Origin of the sequence: Candidatus Amarolinea aalborgensis (genome assembly GCF_900491745.1) — a bacterium.
In the GTDB taxonomy this organism is placed as follows: domain Bacteria; phylum Chloroflexota; class Anaerolineae; order SSC4; family Amarolineaceae; genus Amarolinea; species Amarolinea aalborgensis.
In genome coordinates, this window is sequence record NZ_UETR01000010.1 from 118,724 (window position 1) to 141,069 (window position 22,346).

A 22,346-nucleotide genomic window follows, 5' to 3' on the forward strand; every position below is an offset into this window, starting at 1 on the left:
CTTGCTTGCAAGCGTCAGGTCGCCGGTTCGGCCCCCAGGTTAAAATGCACCCGGTTCACTCAGGATGCTTGGCAGGAACTGCGCCGTATGTTACAATCAACCTGTGACAGCGGAGGTAGTTAGGTGAATGAAAATGAGGTGAGGTGAATGGAAGCGGGAAATATCGTGCATGAAATGGCATCGTTACCACCACAGGCTCAACAGGAAGTTCTGGATTTTGTGGCCTTTTTGAAGACCCGTTATGCAACTAAACCTCTGGCCTGGAAAGCGAAACGAACTAAGCTGGCAGATGAGCCTTTCATTGGAATGTGGCAAGGGCGTGAGGACATGCGTGATAGCACAGCCTGGGTTCGGGATCACCGGCAACGTGAATGGGGGAACAACGCATGAATGCGTTGACCATCGTTGATAGTGATGTTTTGATTGATGCAGCACAAAAAATCGAAGCGGCAATTGACTGCCTGGCACGAATCGAGAATCAATCTGTCCTGGCCGTAAGCGTGATAACTCAGATGGAATTGATCGTGGGTTGTCGGAATAAGGCCGAGCTGCGCCACACTGAGCGCTTCTTGCAACGGTTTCGGGTTATCAAACTGAGTGAAACGATGTGCGACACGGCACTTGACCTTGTTCGTGAGTATCGGCTGAGCGATGGGCTGCTGATTCCTGATTCTCTGATTGCAGCCACTGCCATCGTCTTGAACCAACCATTCGTTACCAAGAATCAACGCGATTATCGTTTCATCCACGGACTGCATTTGTTGTCTTATCCCGGACTCAACGATCAATGACCTCGACGTTGGTCTGTTGGTGTGGGCGTGAAGTTCATTGGACGATAGGGCAAACCACACGGGGCTGGAGTCTATGAGACTCCAGCCCCGCCCGCGTCAAGCGGTGGTTGCGGTCAGTCACCCGCCTGCTAGCGCCCCATGCCGCCGGAACTTCATCCTCGCTGTAGAATGTAATATCGCTCTCTTGGCCGTCACGCAGACCTGCATCAAATGGTAGACTTGAAGGGCTGGCGGCAGTGTTTGCACATCTTGGCGTCGCTGCGCACGTATCCACCGCAGTTCGAGCACTGCCAGGTATTCGGTTGCGCGCCTGGCACAAGATGGGCGTCCGGAGGGGGAGCCGCGGACACGGCCGCCTTGGCTTGCTGCCAGGTCTCAGCGCTGTTTGGATTCTCCTGTGCAATCTTTTCGAAAATGGCGTGCGTGCTTTGCGCGAGCGTTGGCAATTCCCCCTTGTCACGCGCACTGAGATAAGCCCGATAGAATTCCGTGAAACCGGGCATCTGCGGCTCAGCCGCGGCCATTTCGTCGAAGTATTGTTTTGCGCTCTTGGCTCGCTGCTTCGGGTTCTTAATTCGATTTACCGCTACGATCACGCCACCTACAGGTGCCAATACTAAGCCGACAAGCAAGGGCAAGGCAATTGCCTCGTCGCCGCCGCCAATGGCAGCAGCAAGTATGAGTGCAATGGATATTCCAATCCATGTCAATATCCCCAACAATATGGCTACCAGATAGTTCGGTTTCGATCGTGTGTCGGCTTCAGTCCACGCTTTCGTAACCCCCTTGCCGTAAACGGCTTTAGCTGTGTCGAGATAGCTCTGGTAGGCAGATTGACGTTTCTCTGACTGAGCGATGTGCGCTAGATCAGCTTCAGCTTCGGCATGGGCGCCAAGTGCCTTGAACAACCCTGCGCGCAACTTCAGGGTTTCTATGTCGTTCGGATTGAGTTCCAGGGCGGCGGAATAGTCGGTGAGAGCCTTGGTTTGTTCATTCTGATCGGTGTAGAACTGACCCCTGGCGCGCAAGTTGGCGACGCTCCGCCGAAGCGTGATTGCCCTGGTGAAGTCATCCAACGCTTTGTTGGGAGCGCCTGTGAGGGCATACAATCGCCCACGCTCCCGGTAGTTATCCGCGTCGCCCGGCTGGATCGAGATGGCTTGATTGATGTCGGACAGCGCGCGATCGTATTCACCAATCGAACGGAGTACCAAACAACGCGAGTAATAGAGAACCTCCCAGCCTGGTTCAAGCTGGATTGCCTTTGTGAAATCGCGTAACGCGTCGCTCGGCTGGTTTTGTTTATTGAAGGCTCGCCCCCTTAGATAGTACGAACTGGCAAAGGCATCGCCCAAAGCATCCCGATCCAGTTGAACGCGAGAGGTTTCTACTATTCGGATTGCCTCTGTTAGATCTTCGATGGCCTTGGCATACTGTTCACTAAGGTAGTAAGCCGTACCTCTGATCGAGTAGCCGTTAACCTTGGCTTCGGCAATCTCATTGGATATGAGGTGCTTAGTCGCGGTAGCGATCGCTTCTTCATAGAGGCCTTGATCCATTTGAGCGCTGGTGGTCTTGATCGCTTGATTGAATGCTTCGATCTTAGCATTCTGCTGGGACATCCGTGAGGACCGGATCCCCAAACCGATGAGGGTACCGACGCCTCCGGATATACTATCTGAGGAGGACACCTGCTGCAATCCCTGTTGCATACCACCCTGATCTTCTTCGTATTTGTTCTTGATTTCGCTGTACGTTGACATGTTCCACCTTTATGTTTGCTACTTGGCGTAGCGCTTCCCAACCGTTCTTCACCTCGGTTGAAGTGTCATAATGATTTCCTGGCACAGTGGGCGATTCGATAGTCAACCAACTGACCTCTCCGGCAATTGGATGGCGCCTGATGATGAAAACCAGACCGCACCCAGACCCAAAAGCCCCACGGCGCGCAACTTACTTGTATACCCTCCCCACCACCCCATACCGCGTCGAGTGACATCTGGGGCACTCGCGCCCGCCATTGCTGCCTGGGCAGCGGTGACAAAATTCAGTGCGACAGCTATCGCACTGGTAGATCTCCATGTGCGAAGCAAGCCAACTGTCGGGCTTACTGCCACAACGTGGACACTGATAGTAGTTTGCCATAGGATCTCCTCAAATCAATTGCACGAACCACCGCGGGTTCTCCAGATTCATATGTTTGAGCCAAACTGCGCCAGCACGCGCATTGTCTGTTCGAACTCCTGGCCGTACTTTTGATGCTCCTGGTCGCGCCAGGTGTCGCCCAGTAGGCGAAATTGGGCGTTCAAGCAATACACAAGGAACGGCTGACGTCTATGAGACGCCAGCCTTGCGTGCGTCAGGTGTTTGACCAGGCGTCCGCCGGCGCGCCGTAGGGTCGGAACTTCTCCAGGCGTCCTTCATCCTCGCTGTAGAACAAGGCGCGATAGGGACCGAGCTTGCCGGCGGCCGGCGTGTCGAGCAGGGCAGACGAGTCTTCGGCGCTCATTTGGAAGGCCACGCGCAGGCCGAACTCGCGCAGGGCGCGGCGGTCGAGCGTGCGGTTGAGGTTCGTCATCGTGTCGCACCAGACCAGCGTGTGGATGCCCACGTCTGGGCCTTCGCGCAGGATCGTGGCGAACTGCTGCGCGGGGCTGACCGCGGCCGGCGGCGCGTCGAACGCGGCGAAGCTGCCGAGACCCTCTTCCTGGCGCAGATCACGCGCACGTTGCAGGCCGTGGACAAACAGGAAGCGCGGCCGGCCGGGCGCGGCCTCATCCTCCATGCGCCGCGTTACCTCCGCGGCCAGCTCATCCAGCAGCGCAGGCAGTTGACGGCGCTTGCCCAGCGTGATCGGCCGCGGCAGCCTGGTCGCCAGCCGCGTGTAGAAATCAGCGTTGGCCTCGTCGGCCTGGCTGAAGTCCAGCAGGGTGATGGCCGCGGCATCGCCGGTCGGCGCCTGGGCCGCCAACGCCAGCAGAGCCGCGCTGAACAGGCCGAACGCGGCTTCTTCGTTTTGACCGACGATCAACAGGTTGGCGCCGGCCTGCTTGCGGAAGGCCGCGGCCAGCGGGTCGCGGATGGCGATCGGGTCGCCCAGCCAGGCCAGGGGCGCTTTGGCGTCCAGCGGCCGGCCCGCCAGCAGGGCGTTCAGCGCGGCGTTCTTTTCGATCTGCGCCGGCGCGTTGCCTTCGAAGATGATGGGCGGGGTGTAGCGGCCGAGTTTTTGCGCGGCGAAAGCCTGCAGCTCAGCCAGCAACGCCGCCCGGCGTTCGTCTTCCAGGTAGGCCACCTGGAAGGGATTGTTGCCTTCGGGTCGGCCGTTGGCGTTATTGTAAATCGCCTGCCCAGGTCGTTCCAGCAGGCGCGCGGCTGGATTGTCATCGGAGAGGATCAGCCGCGAGTCAGCATCGGAACACTGCAGCGCGATGCGCACGCCCATTTGATCCACCGTGGTGCGCGGCAGCGAGTAGGAGCCGGCCAGGGTTTGCGAGGCCAGCAGGACGTGGATGCCGAAGCTGCGACCCTGGCGCACCAGCTCGTCCAGCAGCTGCGTGGCCTGGCTGGCGATGGCGTCGTCGTCGCTGAAGAAGACCTGGAATTCATCCACCAGCAGGAGAACGCGGGGGAGCTTTTCGCGTGTCCGCGCCCGGTAGTCGGCCAGGGTGTTGACGCCCGCGGCGGTGAAGAGTTTGCCGCGGCGATCGCCCTCGGCTTTCAGGCCTTGCAGCACGCTGAGGCCAAACTCGCGCTCGCTTTCGATGGCGACGACGCGCGCGTGCGGCAGCAGGCAGCGGGCGTAATCCTGGAACTCCACCCCCTTCTTGAAATCCACCAGGTAGAGCTGCACCTCATCCGGGCTGTAGGTCAGCGCCAGGTTGGTGATGATCGTGTGCATCAGGGTTGATTTGCCGGAGCCGGTCTTGCCGACGAGCAGCGCGTGATGCGCGGTGCCCCTGCCGCCCAATTCCAACTCCTGCACCTTGGTCGCGCCCGACGGCCCCAGCTTGACGCGCAGGCTGTCGGCCGTCGTGGCATTGGCGTCCCACCAGCGTTCGCGCGGGGGCGCGATGCGCTCGAACGGCACCTGCACGATGCTGGCCTGCTTGGCGCCTTCGCCCGCGGCCTTGATGATGCGGTCGAGCAGCGCGGCCGGCGGCGGCTCGTCCAATGTCAGCGTGAAGTCCTGGAAATCCGGATCGCGCCAGCGCCAGGCCGCGCCGTCCCAGGCGATGACCGTGGCGGCGCTCTCCAGGTCGGCCAGGTTGAAGCCGTAGGGCAGCGGCTTGCTCGTGTCTACGAGGACGATGGCGTAGACGCCGCAGCGCGGGCCGTTCTGCGCGATGCTCACCAGTCGCCGCGCCGATGCCTCGGTGAAATTGGCCGGGAAGTCGAAGACCAGCAGCACGCGGTACGCTTCGGCCACCTCGCCGGCCTGCGCGTTGTACTCCTCGATGGTCGCGAACTGGTTGCGCAGGTACTTCTGGATGACGTTCTCCATGTGCTCGGCCAGCGCGGCCAACTGCGCCTCGATCTGCATCGGCTCGCTCCACGCCTTGCCCGTCACCAGCGCTTCGTCGTAATCGGCCAGATGCATGAACGGCGCCACATTCTGGCCCAGGCCGACCGGGTCCACGAAGGTGAAGCGCAGCTTGCCCGGCGGGATGGTCGCCAGCAGCCGCGCGGCGAGCGATTGCACGGCGCGGGCCGCAGCCGCTTTGGATGCGGGGTCGGCCTTGAGAAGAACGGAGGTCGCGCCGGGAAGGTGGAGGAGCGCAGGGAGGCGAAAATCCTGCACCGGTTTTGGCGCCGCCAGCTCGCCCAGGCGCGTGATGCCGACCGCGTGGGGCTGGTGCAAACCGCCACCGCCAAATTGCGCCCACGGCAGGCTGGTCATCGGCAGGCGCAGCGCCTTTATTGAAGCCGTCAGCCCTGCTGCTCGCTGAGACATGGATGCATTGGCAGCCTTCTTTTTTGTTTCGTACTCTACGTCAATTGCTTGAATTCTGCGGGTGTGGTCTGCTTGGATGCTTTGCAGCGCTTGGGCATGCGCCGCCCTGGCGCGTGGACCCAGAGTGGTTACTGCGGAAGCCAGGGCGTTGTTTTTCTTCGCGCGGAGATAGAAAAACAGAAGAACAAGGCCAATGAGAATAACCCCGCAGATGAGGATGGTTGTCATGTCGCTCATGTTGATGTAGTCTCCTCGGTCATGATTCAAGCTGCTATTATGTAAGCACCGCTCTCATATCTCGAATTCTGCCTTAACACCAAGAGCTTTCAGCACAGGGATATAGTTGCGGGCCCACCGCACACTGCAGTCAAACTTGAATCCGGATTTTACTGGAGCTTCGACGCTGATTCGTAAGATATCTTTCACTTTAGCCTGATCAACATCGGATGGAACATCCACTAGTCTCAAGATAACTACTCTTGTCTCTAAGCTAGTAAGAATGCCTTCCATCTCTGATACGCACTCTGTTAGTGTCCGTACTGGATCCGAAATCGGCATCAATGGAGGGGTTTCAACGGCTGCGCTGGATGCCTTGGCGCTCGTAGATTTGACTACGGCTCGAGCGCCTTGCTCAAGATCGAGAAATTCTGCGAGTTGGGCATCATATGGCCTGTTCGCATCGAGACGCGCTTGTTCTGCGGCGGCTATCTCGCGATCCCGCGCAGCCGTTATGACATCCATCTGCTCCTTCTGACGGCGTAGTTCGCGTATCGAGCGCGCAAGTTCACGAGGTTGAACAATCAGATTGGGTGTGGTCATCAGTTTCCTCCGAGTGATTGTGGGGTGCGGGCGTTTGGATCACGAATGCACGAAGAATTGCGAAGACGCGAAGCACGAAGGGCGCGAAGGCGTTTGCCACGGGGATGCACTGCGCGTTCTTCGCGCTTCGTGAGCTTCGTGCCGCTTCGCGTCTCCGTGATCCAAACGCCCCCGTGCTCCAACATCTTACTTCACCGCGCGCTGCGCCTTGGCAATCACCTGCGCCAGGCGCTCCAGACTGCGCTGCGCGGCCTGCGTCTGCTGCTCCAGCGGCTGCCAGAAATGCGCCGCAAAGTCGTCGTGCACCTGGTCGCTCCAGGTTTCGCCGGTCGCGTCCCAACGGGCCTGCAGCAGCTTCCAGGCGGCGTCGAGATCGGCGGCGTGGGTGGAAAGGGTGGTCATGAGTTTATTACCTTTGCCGGGATTGTCGTCCAGCCCAACTCCTGTGCGACCGCCAGCCGGTGGTAGCCGTTGAGCACGCGGTAGCGGTCGCCAACCTTCTCCAGCGCGATGGCGCTCTCGCCGTAGAAAACCCGGTAGATGTTGTGGTAGCTTTGCACCTCCGACAGCCCCTTCGCCCGACTCTCATCGTAAAGCTGCTGTTCAGTCGCGCCCTCGCCAATCCAGCGGCGCACCTGCGTCAGCTTCTCGAAGCCCGCGACCATCTCCGCCTTGGACACTTTGTGGTAGTCGGCTGCGTCGTGCACCGGTGAATCGCTAAAGTCAATCATGTTCAAGAGAATATCGTGGATGTCGGGATGGCGTTCTTGCAGGGTGAGTTCCCGGCCAGACGAGTCTGGTACTCCAGAGGCGCTGGAAGGACCGTCCTCGCCTGCCCGTCCCATGGCCGCGCCGATAACTACCCCGGCGCCGAACGCGAGCGCCCCGGCGAGTACGCCGCCAGCGGACATGCCGCCTGACGCATACGACCGCAGTACGGTGACCTTGCTGCGCAGGACTTCGATGGATTTTACCGTCTCAGTCTGTAGGGTGACGTGCAGGCGGTTGGCGTCGCGGGCGTAAATTTCCGCTTCGGCCTGGACCGCCTGCCGCGCCTGGGTCGCCATGCGCTCCTCGGCCTCGGCCTGCGCCAGGCGGCGCCGCGCGTCGAGAAACGCTTGTTCTTCACGGCCGCACGATGGCGGATGATCGCGATCGCCGGAACTGAGGCAGCGTTCGTACGCCGCGCGTGCGCGACGTTCTTCCTCACGCCCGCGCTGCACCTCGGCGCGCCAATGACGCTGGCGCTCCTCCAGCCAGTCGAGCGTGCGCTGCACTTCGCGGGCGATTGCAGCCAGCGTCGCCTGCGCCTGGTCGGCGTAGCGAACCAGGCTGGTCTGCAGCTCTTCCAGGGCGTCAATCGCGCGAACTTCGACGGTTGGGGACATGGTGTGTGTTAGCGCTGCGACAGGTATTCGCGCAGGCGGCTGGCCTTGCGCAGGAGGAATGGAATATGCTCATCCGAGGCGCGCATGAACTGCGCCAGCACGCGCATCGTCTGTTCGAACTCCTGGCCGTACTTCTGATGCTCCTGGTCGCGCCAGGTATCGCCCAGTAGGCGGAATTGGGCGTTCAGGCGTGTCATGCTTTCTTTGAGTTGGCCGTTGAACTGCTTGAGGTCGCGGGCAAAGCGCTCTAGCTCTTCAGGGTTAGCAATGGCTTGCGACATAGCGGGTTGCTCCTTGTCCAGGCGATACAAAGGAACGATTGGAAGTGGCGCCATTGTAGCCGTTTTTTTTTTTTTTCGCAAATCGGGCCTAGTTTGGAAGGCAGCGGGCGCGCGCTGTTGCCACAACCAGGTCAACATGGTAAAATAGGGACATCGAATAGCGGCCGCCTTCATTTGGCGCCCTGGGTGAGGTCAAGAATAGAAGGAATGACACACAAGCCTGGCAACCAATCTGATCTGCCTGTGTCTACAGCCTGGTTGTTCCCAGAGTACAATTTCGCCGACATGGATGTACGCAAGCATCGCTATGTGATCATGGAGCGTATCCTCGAACGCGGCGACTGGAACGAGATCAATTGGCTCTTTGACCGTTATCACACGCGCGGCGTGCGCGCCTGGATACGCCGTTGGGGATTTCGTGCACTCTCGCGGCATTCCTTTGCCCTTTGGAAGCTCGTGCTCAACATCCGACGCTTCGACACCCCTACGTGGGCGCTCGATATGCAAGCGGATAAGTGGTGATCTCATGCCCATCCTCGTAGATCCACACTGGGAGATGATCACGCCAGGCTGCCGTCAGGCGCTTGACGTTCTGCGCGACCAACCCTTTATCCGCTCTTTCTATCTGGCTGGAGGAACTGCATTGGCCTTGCAGATCGGCCATCGAGTTTCCAATTTGCAGCCATTCTGGCGCGTGCGCTGGCCTACTTCGATGACGCCGAGCAGCAGCCAATGCCAGAGATGACGAAGCGAGTCAAATGGGCAGAGGTCAAACGCTACGCAGAGGCTGGAGCGCGCTACATCGTGGAGCAGCAGCGCGCCCAGGCTCGACGTCCAGAGATGTGACAGGCCATCCGGTTGAGCGGCCGCGCTCCCTTTTGACACTTTCCCCTTCCTGGCGCATACTGCGGCCATGAAACCATCACCGCTGGAAAATCGCGCGACGCGGCCGCTGCGCTTGCCCTTCCTGCTTTTGGGCGGACTTGGCCTGCTGGCCGGCCTGTGGGCCGGGCTGCTGCGCATCGGTTGGCGCCTGCCGCCGCTGAGCGCCACCCTGGCGGCCTATCATGGCCCGCTGATGATCGGCGGCTTCCTCGGCACGCTCATCTGCCTGGAACGTGCGGTCGGGCTGAATCGCGCCTGGACCTATGCGGCGCCCCTGGCGGCCGGGTTGGGCGCGCTGGCCCTGGTGCTGGGGCTGCCCATGCCGGTCGCGCCCCTACTGTTACTCGTCGCTAGCGTACTTCTGGTCGCCATGTTCGTGGTCATCTACCGCCTGCACCCCGACGGCGCGAGCGCGGTGATGAGTGTGGGTGCTCTATTGTGGGTGGTGGGCAATCTGCTCTGGCTGCTAGGACGCCCGCTGGCCGCGGTCGTGCCCTGGTGGGTCGGCTTCCTGGTCGTCACCGTGGCCGGCGAACGCCTGGAACTCTCGCGCGTGCTCATGCTGCGGCCCGGCATCCTGCGCTCGTTCTTTGCAGCCGTGGCGCTGTTCGTGGCCGGCCTGGCGCTTTCGCTGTTCAACCTGGCCTGGGGCGTGCGCGTGGCGGGGGTGGGGCTGTTGGCGCTGGGCGCCTGGCTGTTACGCTATGACATCGCCCGGCGCACGATTCGCAAGCAGGGATTGGCGCAGTTCATCGCCGCCTGCCTGCTCCCCGGCTATGCCTGGCTGATGCTGGCCGGCGGCGCGTGGGCCTGGTGGGGTGAGCGCTTCCTGGCCGGGCCGCCCTACGACGCCATGCTGCACATGATCCTGCTCGGCTTCGTCTTCTCCATGATCTTCGGCCATGGCCCGATCATTCTGCCGGCCGTGCTGCGCCGGCACATGCCGTTTCTGCGCGTCTTCTATGCGCACCTGCTCCTGCTGCACCTCTCGCTGGTCCTGCGCGTGGTGGGCGATCTGGCGCCCAACCAGACGCTGCGCGCTTGGGGCGGACTGCTCAATGTGCTGGCGGTGCTCCTCTTCCTCGCCAACACGGTGAACGCGGCGCGCCAGGGTCAGGCCAGCGTCGGCGCGTCTATCTCGGCTCCATGAAACAAATCGGTGTGCATATATAGATCCCCCAGCTCGAAGCCCAGGCGGCGGTAGTAGTCACGCGTGCCGGTTGCGGCGATGACGGCCAGGCGATCAAAGCCGTGGTCGCGCGCCAGTGTACGCGCGGCGTGAATGAGCCGGCTGCCCACGCCCACGTGCTGCGCCTCGCCGCGGCTGTCCGAGCCCACCACGAGGGCTGGGCCATAGACGTGAACCTCACGAATCATCGCTGCGCCGTGAATCTCCGCGCTCACGTCGGCCGGCGTCAGCGGATGGCCTGCGCCGAACGGCCGCGGCAGGGAAAGACGCAGAAAGCCGGCCAGCCGACCCGCGGACGTGCGCATGCGCAGGAACCATTCCTGGCTGATGTCGGTGGGATGGCAGAGCATGTCCAGCGCCAGGTCCTGCGGCTCGATGACATGCCCCCGCACCTCCTGGCAGCGGATGCACTGGCAGACCAGCCCGCGGCGGGCCATTTCCTGCTGCACCACCTGGCGCAAGTTCACGGCGCGGTTGCCCGCAACGATGTTGTTGGACGGAATGTCGCGAATCACGCGGTTAAGGCGGCAATCGGGCGGCACCAGCGTCTTGCAGCGGATCAGGAGTTCCACCAGTTCGTCTTGCGTGTACGGCTGATAAGCGCCTGCCCGCCAGTGCGTCATCAGCTCCGTGCCGTCCAGCAGCGAGCAAGGATAAATTTTCAGCTCGTCCGGTCGCAGCGCCGGATCGCTCCAGAGGCGCTGAAAATCGGCCAGGTCGCTCTCCGGCGTCGCGCCGAGCAAATTGGGCATCCAGTGCAGATGCAGCTTGAATCCAGCGGCGCGCAGCAGGCGCACCGCGCGCCGGCTTTCCTCCACGGTATGCCCGCGTTTGTTGAGCGTGAGAATGGAATCATCCAGGCTTTGGATCCCCAGTTGCACCTTGGTGACGCCCAGGCGCCGCAGCCACAGGACTTCCTCCGGTGTGATCCAATCGGGCCGCGTTTCGATGACCAGCCCCACGTTGCGATGCGGCGCGGACTCGTTCACGCGCTGCGCCTCGGCCAGGCTGGCGGCCGGCTGCTCGTTCATGGCTTCGAGGCAGCGCCGCACGAACATCTCCTGGTAGGCGCGCGGATAGGCGGACCAGGTGCCGCCCAGGATGAGCAGCTCGATCTTGTCCGCGGCGTGGCCGATGCTCTCCAGCGCGGCGATGCGGCCGGCCGTCTGCGCATACGGATCGAACTGCTCCAGGTACGCGCGCTGCGCGCCCGGCTCATCGCGCAGGTAGCTCTTAGGCATCAGTTCATCGGTAGGGCAAAAGATGCAGACGCCGGGGCAGGCGTATGGTTTGGTCAGGACAGCCACCGGGGCTACGCCGGAAATGGTGCGCGTCGGCTTACGCTGCAAGCGCTTGAGCGTCTCCCGGTCAAGATCAAGGCGCCCATCCGCCGCCAGCGCCTGGTAGGCCTGCACGAGGCGATCGCGCGTGAACAGCGCCGCGGCCTCTGGCCCCAGGTGCTGGCGCGCCAGGCGCTCCAGGCTGCGCCGTGACCACGTGGGCAGGCTTTGCACCTCCTGCAGCAGCGCCAGCAGCGCCTCCGCGTACGGCGCGATGTCCAACGGCGCGGCGTGCGCCTGACGCCATTGGGCCAGGCGGTCAGGATCAAATGGGTCGGGTTTTTCGGTGACGAGTTCAAGCATCTCTAAATTTCTCTGCGCCTGCACCATACGCTAAAATCCGATCATGAGTCTGTCACCATGAATCCAGACATCGCCCAGCGATTGCTGACGCTCAACCAACAGTTCTACACCGCCCGTGCGGCTGCGTTTGCCCGTTCACGCGGCGCGGGCCAGGCCGGCCTCTTACGCTCCTTGCCCTATCTGCCGCCGACGCCCACGGTGTTGGACCTCGGCTGCGGCAATGGGCGCCTGGCGCGCTGGCTGGCCGGCCAGCGGCTGGGGGCGACGTACGTGGGGCTGGATGCCAGCGCCGGCCTATTGGCCGCGGCGGGTCAGACCATCCGCGACCTGACCGGCGTGCGTGCGCATCTGGTCATGGCCGATGTGACGCAGCCGGACTGGCCGGCGGCTTTGCGGCCATTGACGCCAGCCGGCGACCGTTTTGACGCCATCTACCTGCTGGCGCTGCTGCACCACCTGCCCGGCTTTGAGCTGCGCGCGGCGGTGCTGCGCCAGGCCCGCCAACTGCTGGCGCCGGGCGGGGTTTTGATTGTTTCCTACTGGCAATTTCTGGATGAGGCGCGCTGGCAGGAACGCGTCCTGTCCTGGGAAACCGTGGGGCTGACGGCCCGGGACGTGGAAGCCGGCGACGCGCTGCTCGATTGGCGCCGCGACGGCCCGGGGCTGCGCTACGTGCACCACGTTACCCCCGCGGAAGCCAGCGACCTGGCACGCGCCGCCGGTTTGCAGGTCAGCGAAAGCTACTACGCTGACGGTCAGAGCAAGCGTCTCAACCTCTTCCAAATCTGCCGTGCGTGACGGCCCTGTGCCGCGCTGGCCCGGTCAGGGCGATGACAGGGCCACCAGCGGCAGCCACAGGCGGCTGCGGCCGCTGAACATCGGATAGTGCGCGCCCAAATCAACCAGGCCGCTGTCGCCAACGCCATCCGTGCGCGTGGTCCAGCGATTGAGACCCAACGATGCCGCCGCCTGCGTCCCCATGTCCACCAACGGACTCGTACGATTCTGTCCGGCCGCCACCTGGCTCAAGTAGAAGTGTCCAAACGGGCCACGGACATAGAGCGGGTCGAGCGAGACATCGCTGCTGCCAGCGGGCAGGCCGCGGTAGTTGGCGTCGAGGTTATTGTACACGTTGTTGCGCACCAGGGTGACCTGGCTGGCCGGGTCCACGCGGATGCCAATCGCATTGTCCGTGATGATATTTTCTGTTAGTCTGACGCCCGTCGCGGTCAACATGTTGATCCCTTCGCCCGCATTGTTGGCGATGGTGCTGTTTTTGATCACCGCCGGCGAGGAAGAGATATGAATGCCGGCGCCCGAATTGGCGGCGGCATTGTAACGAATCACGGTATTCGAGATGATGGGCGCAGCGCCGGCCTGAATCAGGAAACCGCCGCCAAAGGCGCCAGCTCTGTTGTTGAACACATGACCATTGAGAATCTGCGGGTTGCTGGCATTGACAAGAATGCCGCCGCCGCCGCCGCTGGCGACGTTGCCGCCCACCTGGTTGCCGTCCCAGGCGCCGCCGCTGTTGAACAGCGCCATACCGCCGCCGATAGCAGCCCGGTTCCCGTTGATGGTGTTGTCTGCCATGGTCAGCGTGCTGCTATCTTGCACCAGCACGCCGCCGCCAAGTTGCGCGGCCACATTCTGGCTTATGGTATTGCCCTGCGCGGTGAGGGCGCTGGCATTCAGCGCCAAACCGCCGCCATGCGTGCCCGCCTCGTTATAGCTGATGGTGTTGACGCGGAGCAGACCCGTGGCCGAGAACAAAACCACGCCGCCCCCCAAGGCGGTTGCGGTATTATGCGTAATGGTATTACGTTCCAGGGTGATGCTGGCTTGATCGTTGGCGAAAACGCCGCCGCCGTTGCCGACGCTGGTGTTGTCAGCAATGAGGTTGTCACGAATGATCGGCCGCGAGCCAGAGGTGACGCTGATGCCGCCCCCGTACTGGGCGCTGCGATTCGCGCGGATGGAGTTGCCGATGATGAGCGGCGCCGAGAGCAGTTCCACGTAGATGCCGCCGCCATCCTTGGCTTCATTGTTTTCGATCACATTCTGGCTGATGATCGGGTTGGAGAGGTTGTAAACTTTGATGGCGCCGCTGTTGCCGTTCGCCATGCTGGCGCGGTTGTTGGTGAACGTGTTGCGCGCCACTTCGCCGCCGGAACCGTACTGCACGCTCAGCGCCCCTGCATCCACGTTAGCCCGATTCTGGTCGAAGAGGTTCTGGCTAATCGTTATCTGGGCGCCCTGGTTGGCGACCATGCCGCCGCCATAGCGTGTAGCCAGGTTATTGCGGAACGTATTTCCTGTGACTGAGACACTGGCAGCCTGCACCACCAGGCCGCCGCCGTCCACACTCTGATTGCCTTCGAACAAGTTATTCGCAATGGGTGAAGTGGCCCCGGAGAAGATTTTGACCCCGCCAGCAATGGCATTGGATCCCTGCGTACGGTTATTGCGGAACACGTTATTGCGCAGTGCGGTGCTGGCGCCATCCTGCGCCACGATCGCGCCGCCGTGGCCTGCCGCCGCGACATTGCCCTCGAAGGTGCTGAACTGCACCTCGCCGCCGCTGCGTTGGGCAAAGACAGCGCCGCCGCCGTGCTGCGCCGCCTGGTTGGCGCTGAACAGAGTGCCAGTGATTGTCACCGTGGCGTTGGCGCTGTACAGCCCGCCGCCGTTCTGGGCCTGGTTGCTCGTCAGGGTACTGCTGGTGATGATGCCAACGGTTTGCAGATCAAGAAATATGGCGCCCCCGGTCGTACCCGCGGTGTTGTTGCGCAGGGTGCTGCCAGAGATGATGACGCGTCCTCCGTTGAGAACCGCCACGCCGCCGCCGGTGCCGCTGGCCTGGTTGCCCTCGATGATGACATTTTCCAGGGTTGGCGTGGCGTTCTGAATCAACACACCTGCGCCCGCAGGCGCGCGCCCGTTGCGCAGCGTTATGGTGCGCACCACTGTGCTTGTCCCAATGGAGCTTTGCGTGGCGCGCACCACACTGTTACGCTGACCTCCGTCCACAATCGTGGTCGCGGCATTTTCGCCTTGCACAATCACACCGGCGCGTAATTGCAGGTTTTCATTATAGGTGCCAACGCTCACGGCCACAATATCGCCAGCCGCAGCACTATTGATGGCATCTTGAATTCGGGTGAAGTTGCAGCCAGAGGCACACACCGTGATGACAACACCGCGTTCAGCCAGGGGCATGGCCCATAAAGGCGTGGAAGGCGCCGCAAATAGACAGCAGAGCACGATGACAATGACCATCTGCGACAATTTCGTGCAGGAATTAGGCAACATGGACGGTCTCCTCGCGAGCAGTATGCGACAACGCAACAATGATGCAACCTTGTCACACGAGAATAGGAAGTGGACGTATTCTAACACAAGCCGGCGCCTTCGTAAATCCCCCCTGATGCCCCGTGTGTCGTTCAAGCTGACAGTCATCCGGGCCAATAACAGTCACGGCAACCAGGGCTAACTGACGGCGATCGGTCCTCAAGTTAGACGCCGCCCCGCTGACTGAGGCTGGCCAGGCCACTTTGCTAACGTCCGCGCCACACCATGGGAAACCACTGGCGCGGCTGACCGGTGAAGGGAAAATAGTGCACGCCCAAATCTACCAGGCCCCTATCGGGTACGCCATCGGTGCGGGTTGCAACCTCGTCGAGTCCAACCTCCGCCGCGGTTTGTTGACCAGCGTCCACCAGCGGGCTGGTAGATCGCTGACCGGCCGCGCGCTGGCTGAGGTAATAGCGCCCGATGGGCCCGCTGACATGCTGCGGATCTACCGCCAAATCGGTGGCCCCGCGTTGGATGCCGACATAATCTGCGTTGTTCTGCCACAGATCGTTGCGCGCCAGAACGGCTTGGCTGCTGCCGCTGGCGCCGATGCCAACCCGCTGGCCGCTGATTACGTTGCCGGTGATCTCAACCCGACCTACATTGAAAAGCCACACCCCATCCCCTGAGTCGCTGCTGCCATTTTCAGCGATGGTGTTATACGCCAAGCGCGGGTTGGCCGCCGACACCATGACGCCGGCGCCTTGACTGCCTGCGCGATTGCCGTAGATCTCATTGCTGAGGATCGTGGGTGCAGCGCCGTTCTGCACCAACAAGGCGCCGCCCGTGCTGTCTGCGTTGTTCGACAGAAACCGATTCGCAAAAACCATTGGGTTGCTGTGATTGATGGTTATTGCGCCGCCGCCGCTGCGCGCCGTGTTGGAGGCAAATTGATTGCGGCTGACTTGCCCATTGGTGTTGAGCAGCAGCATGGCCCCGCCAGTGCCGTTGGTCGCTTGATTGCGTATCACCTGGTTTCCGGTGAACCGCAGATTCGGACTATCTGAGACAGATACGCCGCCGCCCGCGCCCGCGGTGTTGAAACCAATCACACTGTCAAGGATCTGCGGCTGTGAGCTGCCCTGGATGAGCAATCCCCCGCCATAGGTCCCGCCCTGGTTCCAGCGGATGGCCTGATTGACCATCGTGGGATGACTGGCAATCATCGCCACACCGCCGCCGCCCTGTATCGCCTGGTTGAACTCAATTTGGTTATCGCCCATCTGCACCTGCGTCACGCTGCTCAAGAAGACGCCGCCGCCCATCGTGGCCCTGTTGTGACTAATGGCATTCCGCCGCACCTCGGCTGGGCTGTCTGCTTGCAGCACCAACCCACCCCCCAACAGTCCCGCGCTGTTGCCCTGGATCACGTTGTCGCTCACCTGCGGGTTGCTGGCATTGATCAGCACGCCGCCGCCATTGACGGCCGCCTGGTTATCCTGAATCTGATTGCCGTGCAGGGCGCCGCCAGCAGATACAAACACGACCCCGCCGCCATTGCTGCTCGCCACATTGCCGCTAATCGAGTTCTGGTCAATCGTCGGTTGGGATTGGTCATTGACAAAAATCCCGCCGCCATTATAGGCCGCCGTGTTATCACTGATGAGGTTATTGCGCAAGACGGGCGCGGAACTGCTGTTGATCACCACACCGCCGCCGTAACGCGTGGCATGATTGGCGCGGATGCTGTTGCCTTCGATGAGCGGAGTAGAAGACTCTTCGATGTAAACGCCGCCCCCATCATAAGCTTCGTTGTTCTCCACCGTGTTTTGGCTCAGGGTGGGCGACGCCCCGCCGTAGATCTTGATGGCGCCGCCAATGCCGGCCGCCCCACTGGCCCGATTCGAACGAAAGGTGTTGCGACGGATGTCTCCGGTTGAATTGTTCTGCACAATCAGCGCGCCGCCATCCGTGCCCGCCACATTGCCCTCGAAGCGATTATCCGTGATCGTCACGACGCTGCCTTCGTTGGCCACCAGGGCGCCGCCATACTGGGTGGATTCGTTGTCCAGGAAGACGCTGGCGCTGAGCGTCAAACTTGCGGCCTGCACCAAGAGGGCGCCCGCGTCCAGGGCGTCATTGTCCGCGAACGTGCTTTGGTCAATCGTGACGTTCGCACTGGAAAAGACTTTCATCGCGCCGCCCAGGCCATTGGCCGCTTGATTGTTGCGGAAGGTGCTGTCGCTCACGGAGACCGTCGAAACGTCCTGGATGACGACCGCGCCGCCGTGGCCGTTCACTGCGCGATTGCCCACAAACGTTGCATGGGCAATCGTTCCCGTGCTGCGCTGAACATAGGCAACCGCGCCCGCGTGACCGGTCGCCACGTTGTCGGTAAACGCAACCGCGTTGAGCGAAACGTTGGCGTTGACCACATACAGCGCGCCGCCATCACGCGCCTGGTTGCCCTGAAAGCGCGCGCCATCAACGCTGCCGCTGGACAGAATGTCGAACATGACGCCGCCCGCGACGCTGGCGCTGACATTGTTCTCCACGGGGGTATTCGCCAGGCTCAAGAATGCGCGCGCCCCGGCCAGCGCCGCGCCGCCGCCGCTGGTAGCATTGTTCGCGCTAATCAGGCTGTTCACCATCTCCAACCGCGAAGTATTCCCCGAGACGGCCACGCCGCCGCCGCGGTTCGCGCTGTTATTGCGCACCACCACATTGGTCAAGGTGACGCTGGCGCCGTCCAAGACAGCCACGCCCCCGCCTTGGTCTTGCCAGGCCACATTGTTCTCGATGACCAGGTTGCTGAAAAGCGGCGATCCCTGGCGCACCAGGATGCCACCGCCGCTTGTCGCGCGTCCGTTGCGCAGGGTCAGGCCGCTGACGATGGTGTTCGAACCGATGCCCGCGGTCAGCGATCGCACGACGCTCTGGGTGGCGCCGCCATCCACGATGGTCGCGTCGCTGCCGTCGCCCTGGATCGAAACGCCGGCGCGCAGCACAATGTTTTCCTGATAGACCCCCGGACAAACCGATATGACATCGTCGCCGTTCGCCGCATTGACGGCCGCCTGAATCGTCGTGAAATCGCCGCCCGTGGCACACACCGTGATGAGGTTGCCCGCGGCGCGGGCCGGCGGGCAGACTGCCAGGACGAGCATACTCGCCCACAGCAGTACGCGCCACATGGGTCGTTGACCGCCCTGGCGCCATTGTTTCGCGGCAGTTGTGAACGAGGATTTGGATAGATCGCTCGTTTTGTTTCTCATGCTATGCTGCCTTTCCCAGGCGTCTGCCAGCATTTATGGCCCCGGCAACGCCTGGCGAGAATGGCCCAACGTCCGTGACGCCTTGCCTGGGGGCGTCAACGCACCCTTTGGGCAATACCATACAGCCATCAGGTCACTATGAATTTGGTAGCATCGGGGATCGTGCATGCAACGGACTTGGAGTTCGCTCGTCTATACGATAAGACTCGTGGGCGCAAGATCGCCCTTGAGGTCAACGACGCCATGCCAGTCTGCTTGATAGCATGCGGCGGCTATCATGGTCGGGAAGCGCACACTTTACCGTAACAGTATAATGCCACAATTGCGCCCAAGATGCAAGCCTTTTTCCGATACAAAACCGATACCCGTTGAATTCGAACCAAAAATGCCGGCCTGGAGACCAGAACGTTGGCCTCCAGGCCGGCATATTGCTTCGCCGTGCCATGGATGGGAGATTGTGTTACGTGGAGATGGCTGGTCAACCCAGCAGGGAATGCTCGTCGAGATCGGCCGCGGCCGGCACATCGAGCAGATGCAAGATGGTTGGCATCACGGCCCGGATGTCCACTTCCTGCGGCGGCAGGGTGCGCCCGCCGATGTAGAGCATCGCATCGTCGTAGGTGTGCATGCCGACCATCATCTTGTCCTTGTAGGTGAATGTCTCTTTGGCCAAAGCGCCTTTGGGGTCGTAGCCGTTGGCTGGGGCAAGAATGATGTCGGCGGCGAGGTCGAGATAAGGCCCGCGGTAGATTTCCTCACGCCGATAAGCCTTGAGCAGCAGCCGCTCGCCGCTCGCCGGGTCAGTCAGGGCCTCGGCGGCGTGAATCAACTCCTCACGCAGGCGCTCGTACTCCGCGCCGGGCGCCACACGTCCGTTCATCTCTCGCCCCTTCAGATTGATGAAAATGCGCCCCGGATCGAGGCTGTAGGCCAGCGATGTGGGCGCCAGCGCCGTCAGGTCCGGGCCTTTGATTTGTTCGGGCGGCTTGCTCAGCTTCAGGTATCCGGCCTGCGCCAACCAGTGATTATAGAAAACCTCTTGCTTGATCGAACAGAAGCCATGGTCCGACATCAACATCAGGGTGGTATTCTCGTCCAGCCTGGCGCGCACCTGGCCAATGGCCTCGTCAATACGGCGGTAGACATCGAAGAACGCCGGCGCCCATACGGGATCGTTCAGTTCCATCGGCTCGAAGTAGAAATGATGCAGACGATCGGTCTCCATGATGACCATCATGAAGTAATCCCAGTCTTCATTTTCGAGCAGGTAGAACATCGTGCGCACGCGCTTCTCGAGCGCGTCGAGAATATCAGCCATGCCGGCTTCGCGACTCTCGCGCGCCTTCCAGGGGTCGGTGTCCACGCGGTATTCAAGCCGCTGTAGTGTGGGCAAGAGCGACGCGGGATAAACTGTCTTTTCCAGGCTTGGACTGAGAAAACAGCCCACCAACACCCCATTCACCGGCTTGGGTGGAAACGTCACCGGTACATTGACGACCACCACGCGCTTGCCCGCGCGACTGAGGTATTCCCACAGGGTGGGCGACAGCATATTGCGCGCGGTCGGGATGTACGTCTTCAACGTGGCTGGATCGCGATCCACGAAGCCAAAGATGCCGTGTTTGGCCGGATTCTGCCCGGTCATGAAGCTGGACCAGGCGACCGAACTGACCCAGGGATAGACTGAGTGCATCGGACGCAGAGAGCCGACGCGGGTGAGCGCGCCGATGTTGGGCGTGATGCCTTCGCGGATCATCCGCTGCAACAGGGAATAGGGCGTGCCATCAAGTCCGATGAAACAGACGCGTTTGCGGACCGATTTGGCCGCTGGTTGGCTCTCTTTGCCGCGCAGGCGATTGAGAAAACTCATAATAACCCCCCCCCTGGAACGCAAAAGCGCCCGAACACTTTGGTTTCCGGGCGCTGGTGCTTTAGAGGTATCCCAGCGCCTCGAGGTGCGCAGAGATGGCCTTTTCCTCATCGTCTGAATAGCCATCCGACTCTGGCTCTGGCTCGACCAGGCCATGCCTTTCCAGGTAGGCCATGATGGCGCCAAAGCTTTCGGCTACGGTTTCAATGCTGCTGTTCACGTGGACTTCCGGGTGCAAGGGCGCTTCGTACGGATCAGAGACGCCCGTGAACTCCTTGATTTCGCCGGCCAGAGCTTTTTTGTACAGTCCCTTGACATCGCGCTGCATCAAAGTGTCGAGCGTGGCTTCCACATACACTTCGACAAACCTGTCGGCGCCGATCAAGGCTCGATTTTCATCACGAATGGCGCGGTAAGGGCTGATCGCGGAGGCAATCGCAATCACATCGTTGCGCGTCAGCAGGTTGCACACAAAGCCGATGCGCCGAATGTTCGTGTCGCGGTCTTCCTTACTGAATCCCAAACCCTTGCTCAGGTTCGTGCGCACGACGTCGCCGTCCAGCTTTTCAACCTTGAGGCCGCGCCGCTCCTTGAGTTCATCGTAGACTCGATCGGCGAGGGTTGTCTTGCCTGCGCCCGACAGGCCGGTGAACCACAATGTGAATCCTTTTTGAGTCATTGCTCTTTCCTAAATACATTCATAAATTGGATGGCCGGCGCCGCCATCGTGGGCGGCGCTGGAATGTCGAGCGCAGCCAAGATGGTCGGCGCGATCTGCTGCAATTGGAGCGGCTCGATCACGCGCCCGCCCAGGTCATGGCGCGGGTCAAAGGCGATGAAGATGCCGTGCCAATCATGGTTGGCGTCATCAGGACCAGTGTCGTTTTCAAAGCTGTGCACCTTCCCGCCGCCCACTGAACCGAGCGCGCGCCAGGCAAGATCGCCAAAATACACCATCAAGTCAGGCGCGATGTTCGTCGTTTGGCGATAGATACGCGCCGGCGCCACGGCTCTGGTGCCCAACAGACGGCCAGCTTGATCGGTCGTAGCTTCCAGCCGCTGGATCATCTCGTCCACAAACGCGTCATAGCCAGATTGCGGGATGACACCTTGTGGCTCCCGACCCGCCACATTGAAATGAACGCGCGCATAGTAGCCGCCGCTTCCCCAAGCCTTCGTACGACTCCAGTCTACTTCGCACTTTTCCAGCGGAACCTGGGCCGACGGATACTCTTTGAGCACCAGCAAACCTTGTTCGATGAGCCATTCGTTGATACAAAAAGCGCCCATCATCGGCCTGGCGCCATGATCGGAAACAATCATCACGAGCGTATCGTCGTCCACCTGCGCCAACGTTTCACCGATGAGGTGATCCACGTGGCGGTAGTAGTCCTTGATGGCGTTCTCGAACGGATTACCCGGCATGTAACGGCGATGACGAGGGTCCATGAAAGCCCAAAAGCCATGATGGATGCGATCGGTTCCCATTTCCACCATCATGCAGAAGTCCCATGACTTTTGCAGGAGGTGATTGAGCACCTTGAAGCGCTTGTTCGTCATGCGATAGAGATCGGCCAACAACTGCACCTTGTTGTCGGTGCGGAAGTTGTGAACATCCACCTCATACGCCGCGCCGTCGAGCGCCTGGCTGATTTCGTCTTTCAGCTCCGGCGGCCAGGTGAACTTCTCCGCGCCTGGCGGGGTCAGAAAACAACTGACCAGCCAGCCATGCATTGGCTTCACCGGATAGGTCTGCGGGACCCCGATCACCACGGAGCGCTTGCCGTGCCTGCCAATCACATCCCAGACCCGATCAACCTTGACCGATGCGCCGCTGGCAATCGTCATGCCTTCATAGGAATAGTCACGACGATTGCGAAAGCCGTAAAAGCCCAGCTGTCCGGGGTCCTGACCGCTGAGCATCGAGGCCCAGGCCGGCACGGTGATCGGCGGGTCGGAA

Annotated in this window: 19 protein-coding genes; 7 read left to right on the top strand and 12 right to left on the bottom strand. The window is 61.3% G+C overall.

Features of this window, described 5'->3' with window-relative positions; genetic code table 11:
- Nucleotides 1–147: 147 nt before the first annotated feature.
- Together ACPQ6D_RS14425 and ACPQ6D_RS14430 are read left to right on the top strand one after the other, a co-directional pair.
- Nucleotides 148–390 (top strand): DUF2281 domain-containing protein, encoded by a 243-nt coding sequence (locus ACPQ6D_RS14425; RefSeq protein ID WP_423225041.1) that lies wholly within the window; start codon nt 148–150, stop codon nt 388–390.
- Nucleotides 387–791 (top strand): type II toxin-antitoxin system VapC family toxin, encoded by a 405-nt coding sequence (locus ACPQ6D_RS14430; RefSeq protein ID WP_423225042.1) that lies wholly within the window; start codon nt 387–389, stop codon nt 789–791. Before ACPQ6D_RS14425 ends, ACPQ6D_RS14430 begins: the two co-directional genes overlap by 4 nt.
- A gap of 206 nt (nt 792–997) precedes the next feature.
- Here ACPQ6D_RS14430 and ACPQ6D_RS14435 read toward each other — a convergent pair whose 3' ends face one another.
- Together ACPQ6D_RS14435 and ACPQ6D_RS14440 are read right to left on the bottom strand one after the other, a co-directional pair.
- Entirely contained in the window at nt 998–2,554 is a 1,557-nt protein-coding gene (locus ACPQ6D_RS14435; protein ID WP_423225043.1) for a hypothetical protein, read from the bottom strand.
- 596 nt (nt 2,555–3,150) lie between these two features.
- Nucleotides 3,151–5,742 carry an FtsK/SpoIIIE domain-containing protein gene (locus ACPQ6D_RS14440; RefSeq protein ID WP_423225044.1) on the bottom strand — a complete coding sequence of 864 codons (2,592 nt, stop codon included), beginning with the start codon at nt 5,740–5,742 and terminating at the stop codon, nt 3,151–3,153.
- Nucleotides 5,743–5,814: 72 nt separating this feature from the next.
- Here ACPQ6D_RS14440 and ACPQ6D_RS14445 point away from each other — a divergent pair, with 72 nt between their 5' ends.
- Nucleotides 5,815–6,024, top strand: coding sequence for a hypothetical protein (locus tag ACPQ6D_RS14445; protein WP_423225045.1), 210 nt, complete (start codon nt 5,815–5,817; stop codon nt 6,022–6,024).
- Nucleotides 6,025–6,033: 9 nt separating this feature from the next.
- Here ACPQ6D_RS14445 and ACPQ6D_RS14450 read toward each other — a convergent pair whose 3' ends face one another.
- From ACPQ6D_RS14450 to ACPQ6D_RS14465, 4 genes are all read right to left on the bottom strand, one after another.
- Nucleotides 6,034–6,561 carry a hypothetical protein gene (locus ACPQ6D_RS14450; RefSeq protein ID WP_423225046.1) on the bottom strand — a complete coding sequence of 176 codons (528 nt, stop codon included), beginning with the start codon at nt 6,559–6,561 and terminating at the stop codon, nt 6,034–6,036.
- A 186-nt stretch (nt 6,562–6,747) separates the two neighbouring features.
- Nucleotides 6,748–6,963: a hypothetical protein gene (locus ACPQ6D_RS14455; protein WP_423225047.1), complete on the bottom strand. Its 216-nt coding sequence runs from the start codon at nt 6,961–6,963 to the stop codon at nt 6,748–6,750.
- The gene (locus ACPQ6D_RS14460) at nt 6,960–7,949 is read right to left on the bottom strand and encodes a ParB/RepB/Spo0J family partition protein (protein ID WP_423225048.1); all 990 of its coding nucleotides are present in this window, start codon (nt 7,947–7,949) and stop codon (nt 6,960–6,962) included. Before ACPQ6D_RS14460 ends, ACPQ6D_RS14455 begins: the two co-directional genes overlap by 4 nt.
- An 8-nt stretch (nt 7,950–7,957) precedes the next feature.
- Nucleotides 7,958–8,230 (bottom strand): WXG100 family type VII secretion target, encoded by a 273-nt coding sequence (locus tag ACPQ6D_RS14465; protein ID WP_423225049.1) that lies wholly within the window; start codon nt 8,228–8,230, stop codon nt 7,958–7,960.
- 207 nt (nt 8,231–8,437) lie between these two features.
- Between ACPQ6D_RS14465 and ACPQ6D_RS14470 the strand changes: the two genes are divergently transcribed.
- From ACPQ6D_RS14470 to ACPQ6D_RS14480, 3 genes are all read left to right on the top strand, one after another.
- Entirely contained in the window at nt 8,438–8,752 is a 315-nt protein-coding gene (locus ACPQ6D_RS14470) for a DUF6922 domain-containing protein (RefSeq protein ID WP_423225050.1), read from the top strand.
- A 4-nt stretch (nt 8,753–8,756) separates the two neighbouring features.
- A complete protein-coding gene (locus ACPQ6D_RS14475; protein ID WP_423225051.1) occupies nt 8,757–8,975 on the top strand; it encodes a hypothetical protein in 219 nt (72 codons plus the stop codon).
- 168 nt (nt 8,976–9,143) lie between these two features.
- Nucleotides 9,144–10,265: a hypothetical protein gene (locus ACPQ6D_RS14480; protein WP_423225052.1), complete on the top strand. Its 1,122-nt coding sequence runs from the start codon at nt 9,144–9,146 to the stop codon at nt 10,263–10,265.
- Here the strand turns inward: ACPQ6D_RS14480 and ACPQ6D_RS14485 are convergent.
- Complete coding sequence (locus tag ACPQ6D_RS14485; protein ID WP_423225053.1) at nt 10,229–11,947, bottom strand: elongator complex protein 3; 1,719 nt, start codon at nt 11,945–11,947, stop codon at nt 10,229–10,231. The two genes, ACPQ6D_RS14480 and ACPQ6D_RS14485, sit on opposite strands and share 37 nt — an antisense overlap.
- Before the next feature lie 57 nt (nt 11,948–12,004).
- Between ACPQ6D_RS14485 and ACPQ6D_RS14490 the strand changes: the two genes are divergently transcribed.
- On the top strand, nt 12,005–12,745 hold the full coding sequence (locus ACPQ6D_RS14490) for a methyltransferase domain-containing protein (RefSeq protein WP_423225054.1): 741 nt from the start codon (nt 12,005–12,007) through the stop codon (nt 12,743–12,745).
- Nucleotides 12,746–12,769: 24 nt separating this feature from the next.
- Here ACPQ6D_RS14490 and ACPQ6D_RS14495 read toward each other — a convergent pair whose 3' ends face one another.
- The 5 genes from ACPQ6D_RS14495 to ACPQ6D_RS14515 all read right to left on the bottom strand — a co-directional run.
- Nucleotides 12,770–15,259, bottom strand: coding sequence for a right-handed parallel beta-helix repeat-containing protein (locus tag ACPQ6D_RS14495; protein ID WP_423225055.1), 2,490 nt, complete (start codon nt 15,257–15,259; stop codon nt 12,770–12,772).
- A 245-nt stretch (nt 15,260–15,504) separates the two neighbouring features.
- Nucleotides 15,505–18,516, bottom strand: a complete 3,012-nt coding sequence (locus ACPQ6D_RS14500) for a right-handed parallel beta-helix repeat-containing protein (RefSeq protein ID WP_423225056.1) — start codon at nt 18,514–18,516, stop codon at nt 15,505–15,507.
- Nucleotides 18,517–18,994: 478 nt separating this feature from the next.
- Nucleotides 18,995–20,386 carry an alkaline phosphatase family protein gene (locus ACPQ6D_RS14505; protein ID WP_423225057.1) on the bottom strand — a complete coding sequence of 464 codons (1,392 nt, stop codon included), beginning with the start codon at nt 20,384–20,386 and terminating at the stop codon, nt 18,995–18,997.
- Between the two features lie 61 nt (nt 20,387–20,447).
- The gene (gene cysC, locus ACPQ6D_RS14510) at nt 20,448–21,065 is read right to left on the bottom strand and encodes an adenylyl-sulfate kinase (RefSeq protein WP_423225058.1); all 618 of its coding nucleotides are present in this window, start codon (nt 21,063–21,065) and stop codon (nt 20,448–20,450) included.
- A partial coding sequence (locus tag ACPQ6D_RS14515) for an alkaline phosphatase family protein (RefSeq protein WP_423225059.1) occupies nt 21,062–22,346 on the bottom strand: 1,285 nt, incomplete at its 5' end. The genes cysC and ACPQ6D_RS14515, both read right to left, overlap by 4 nt.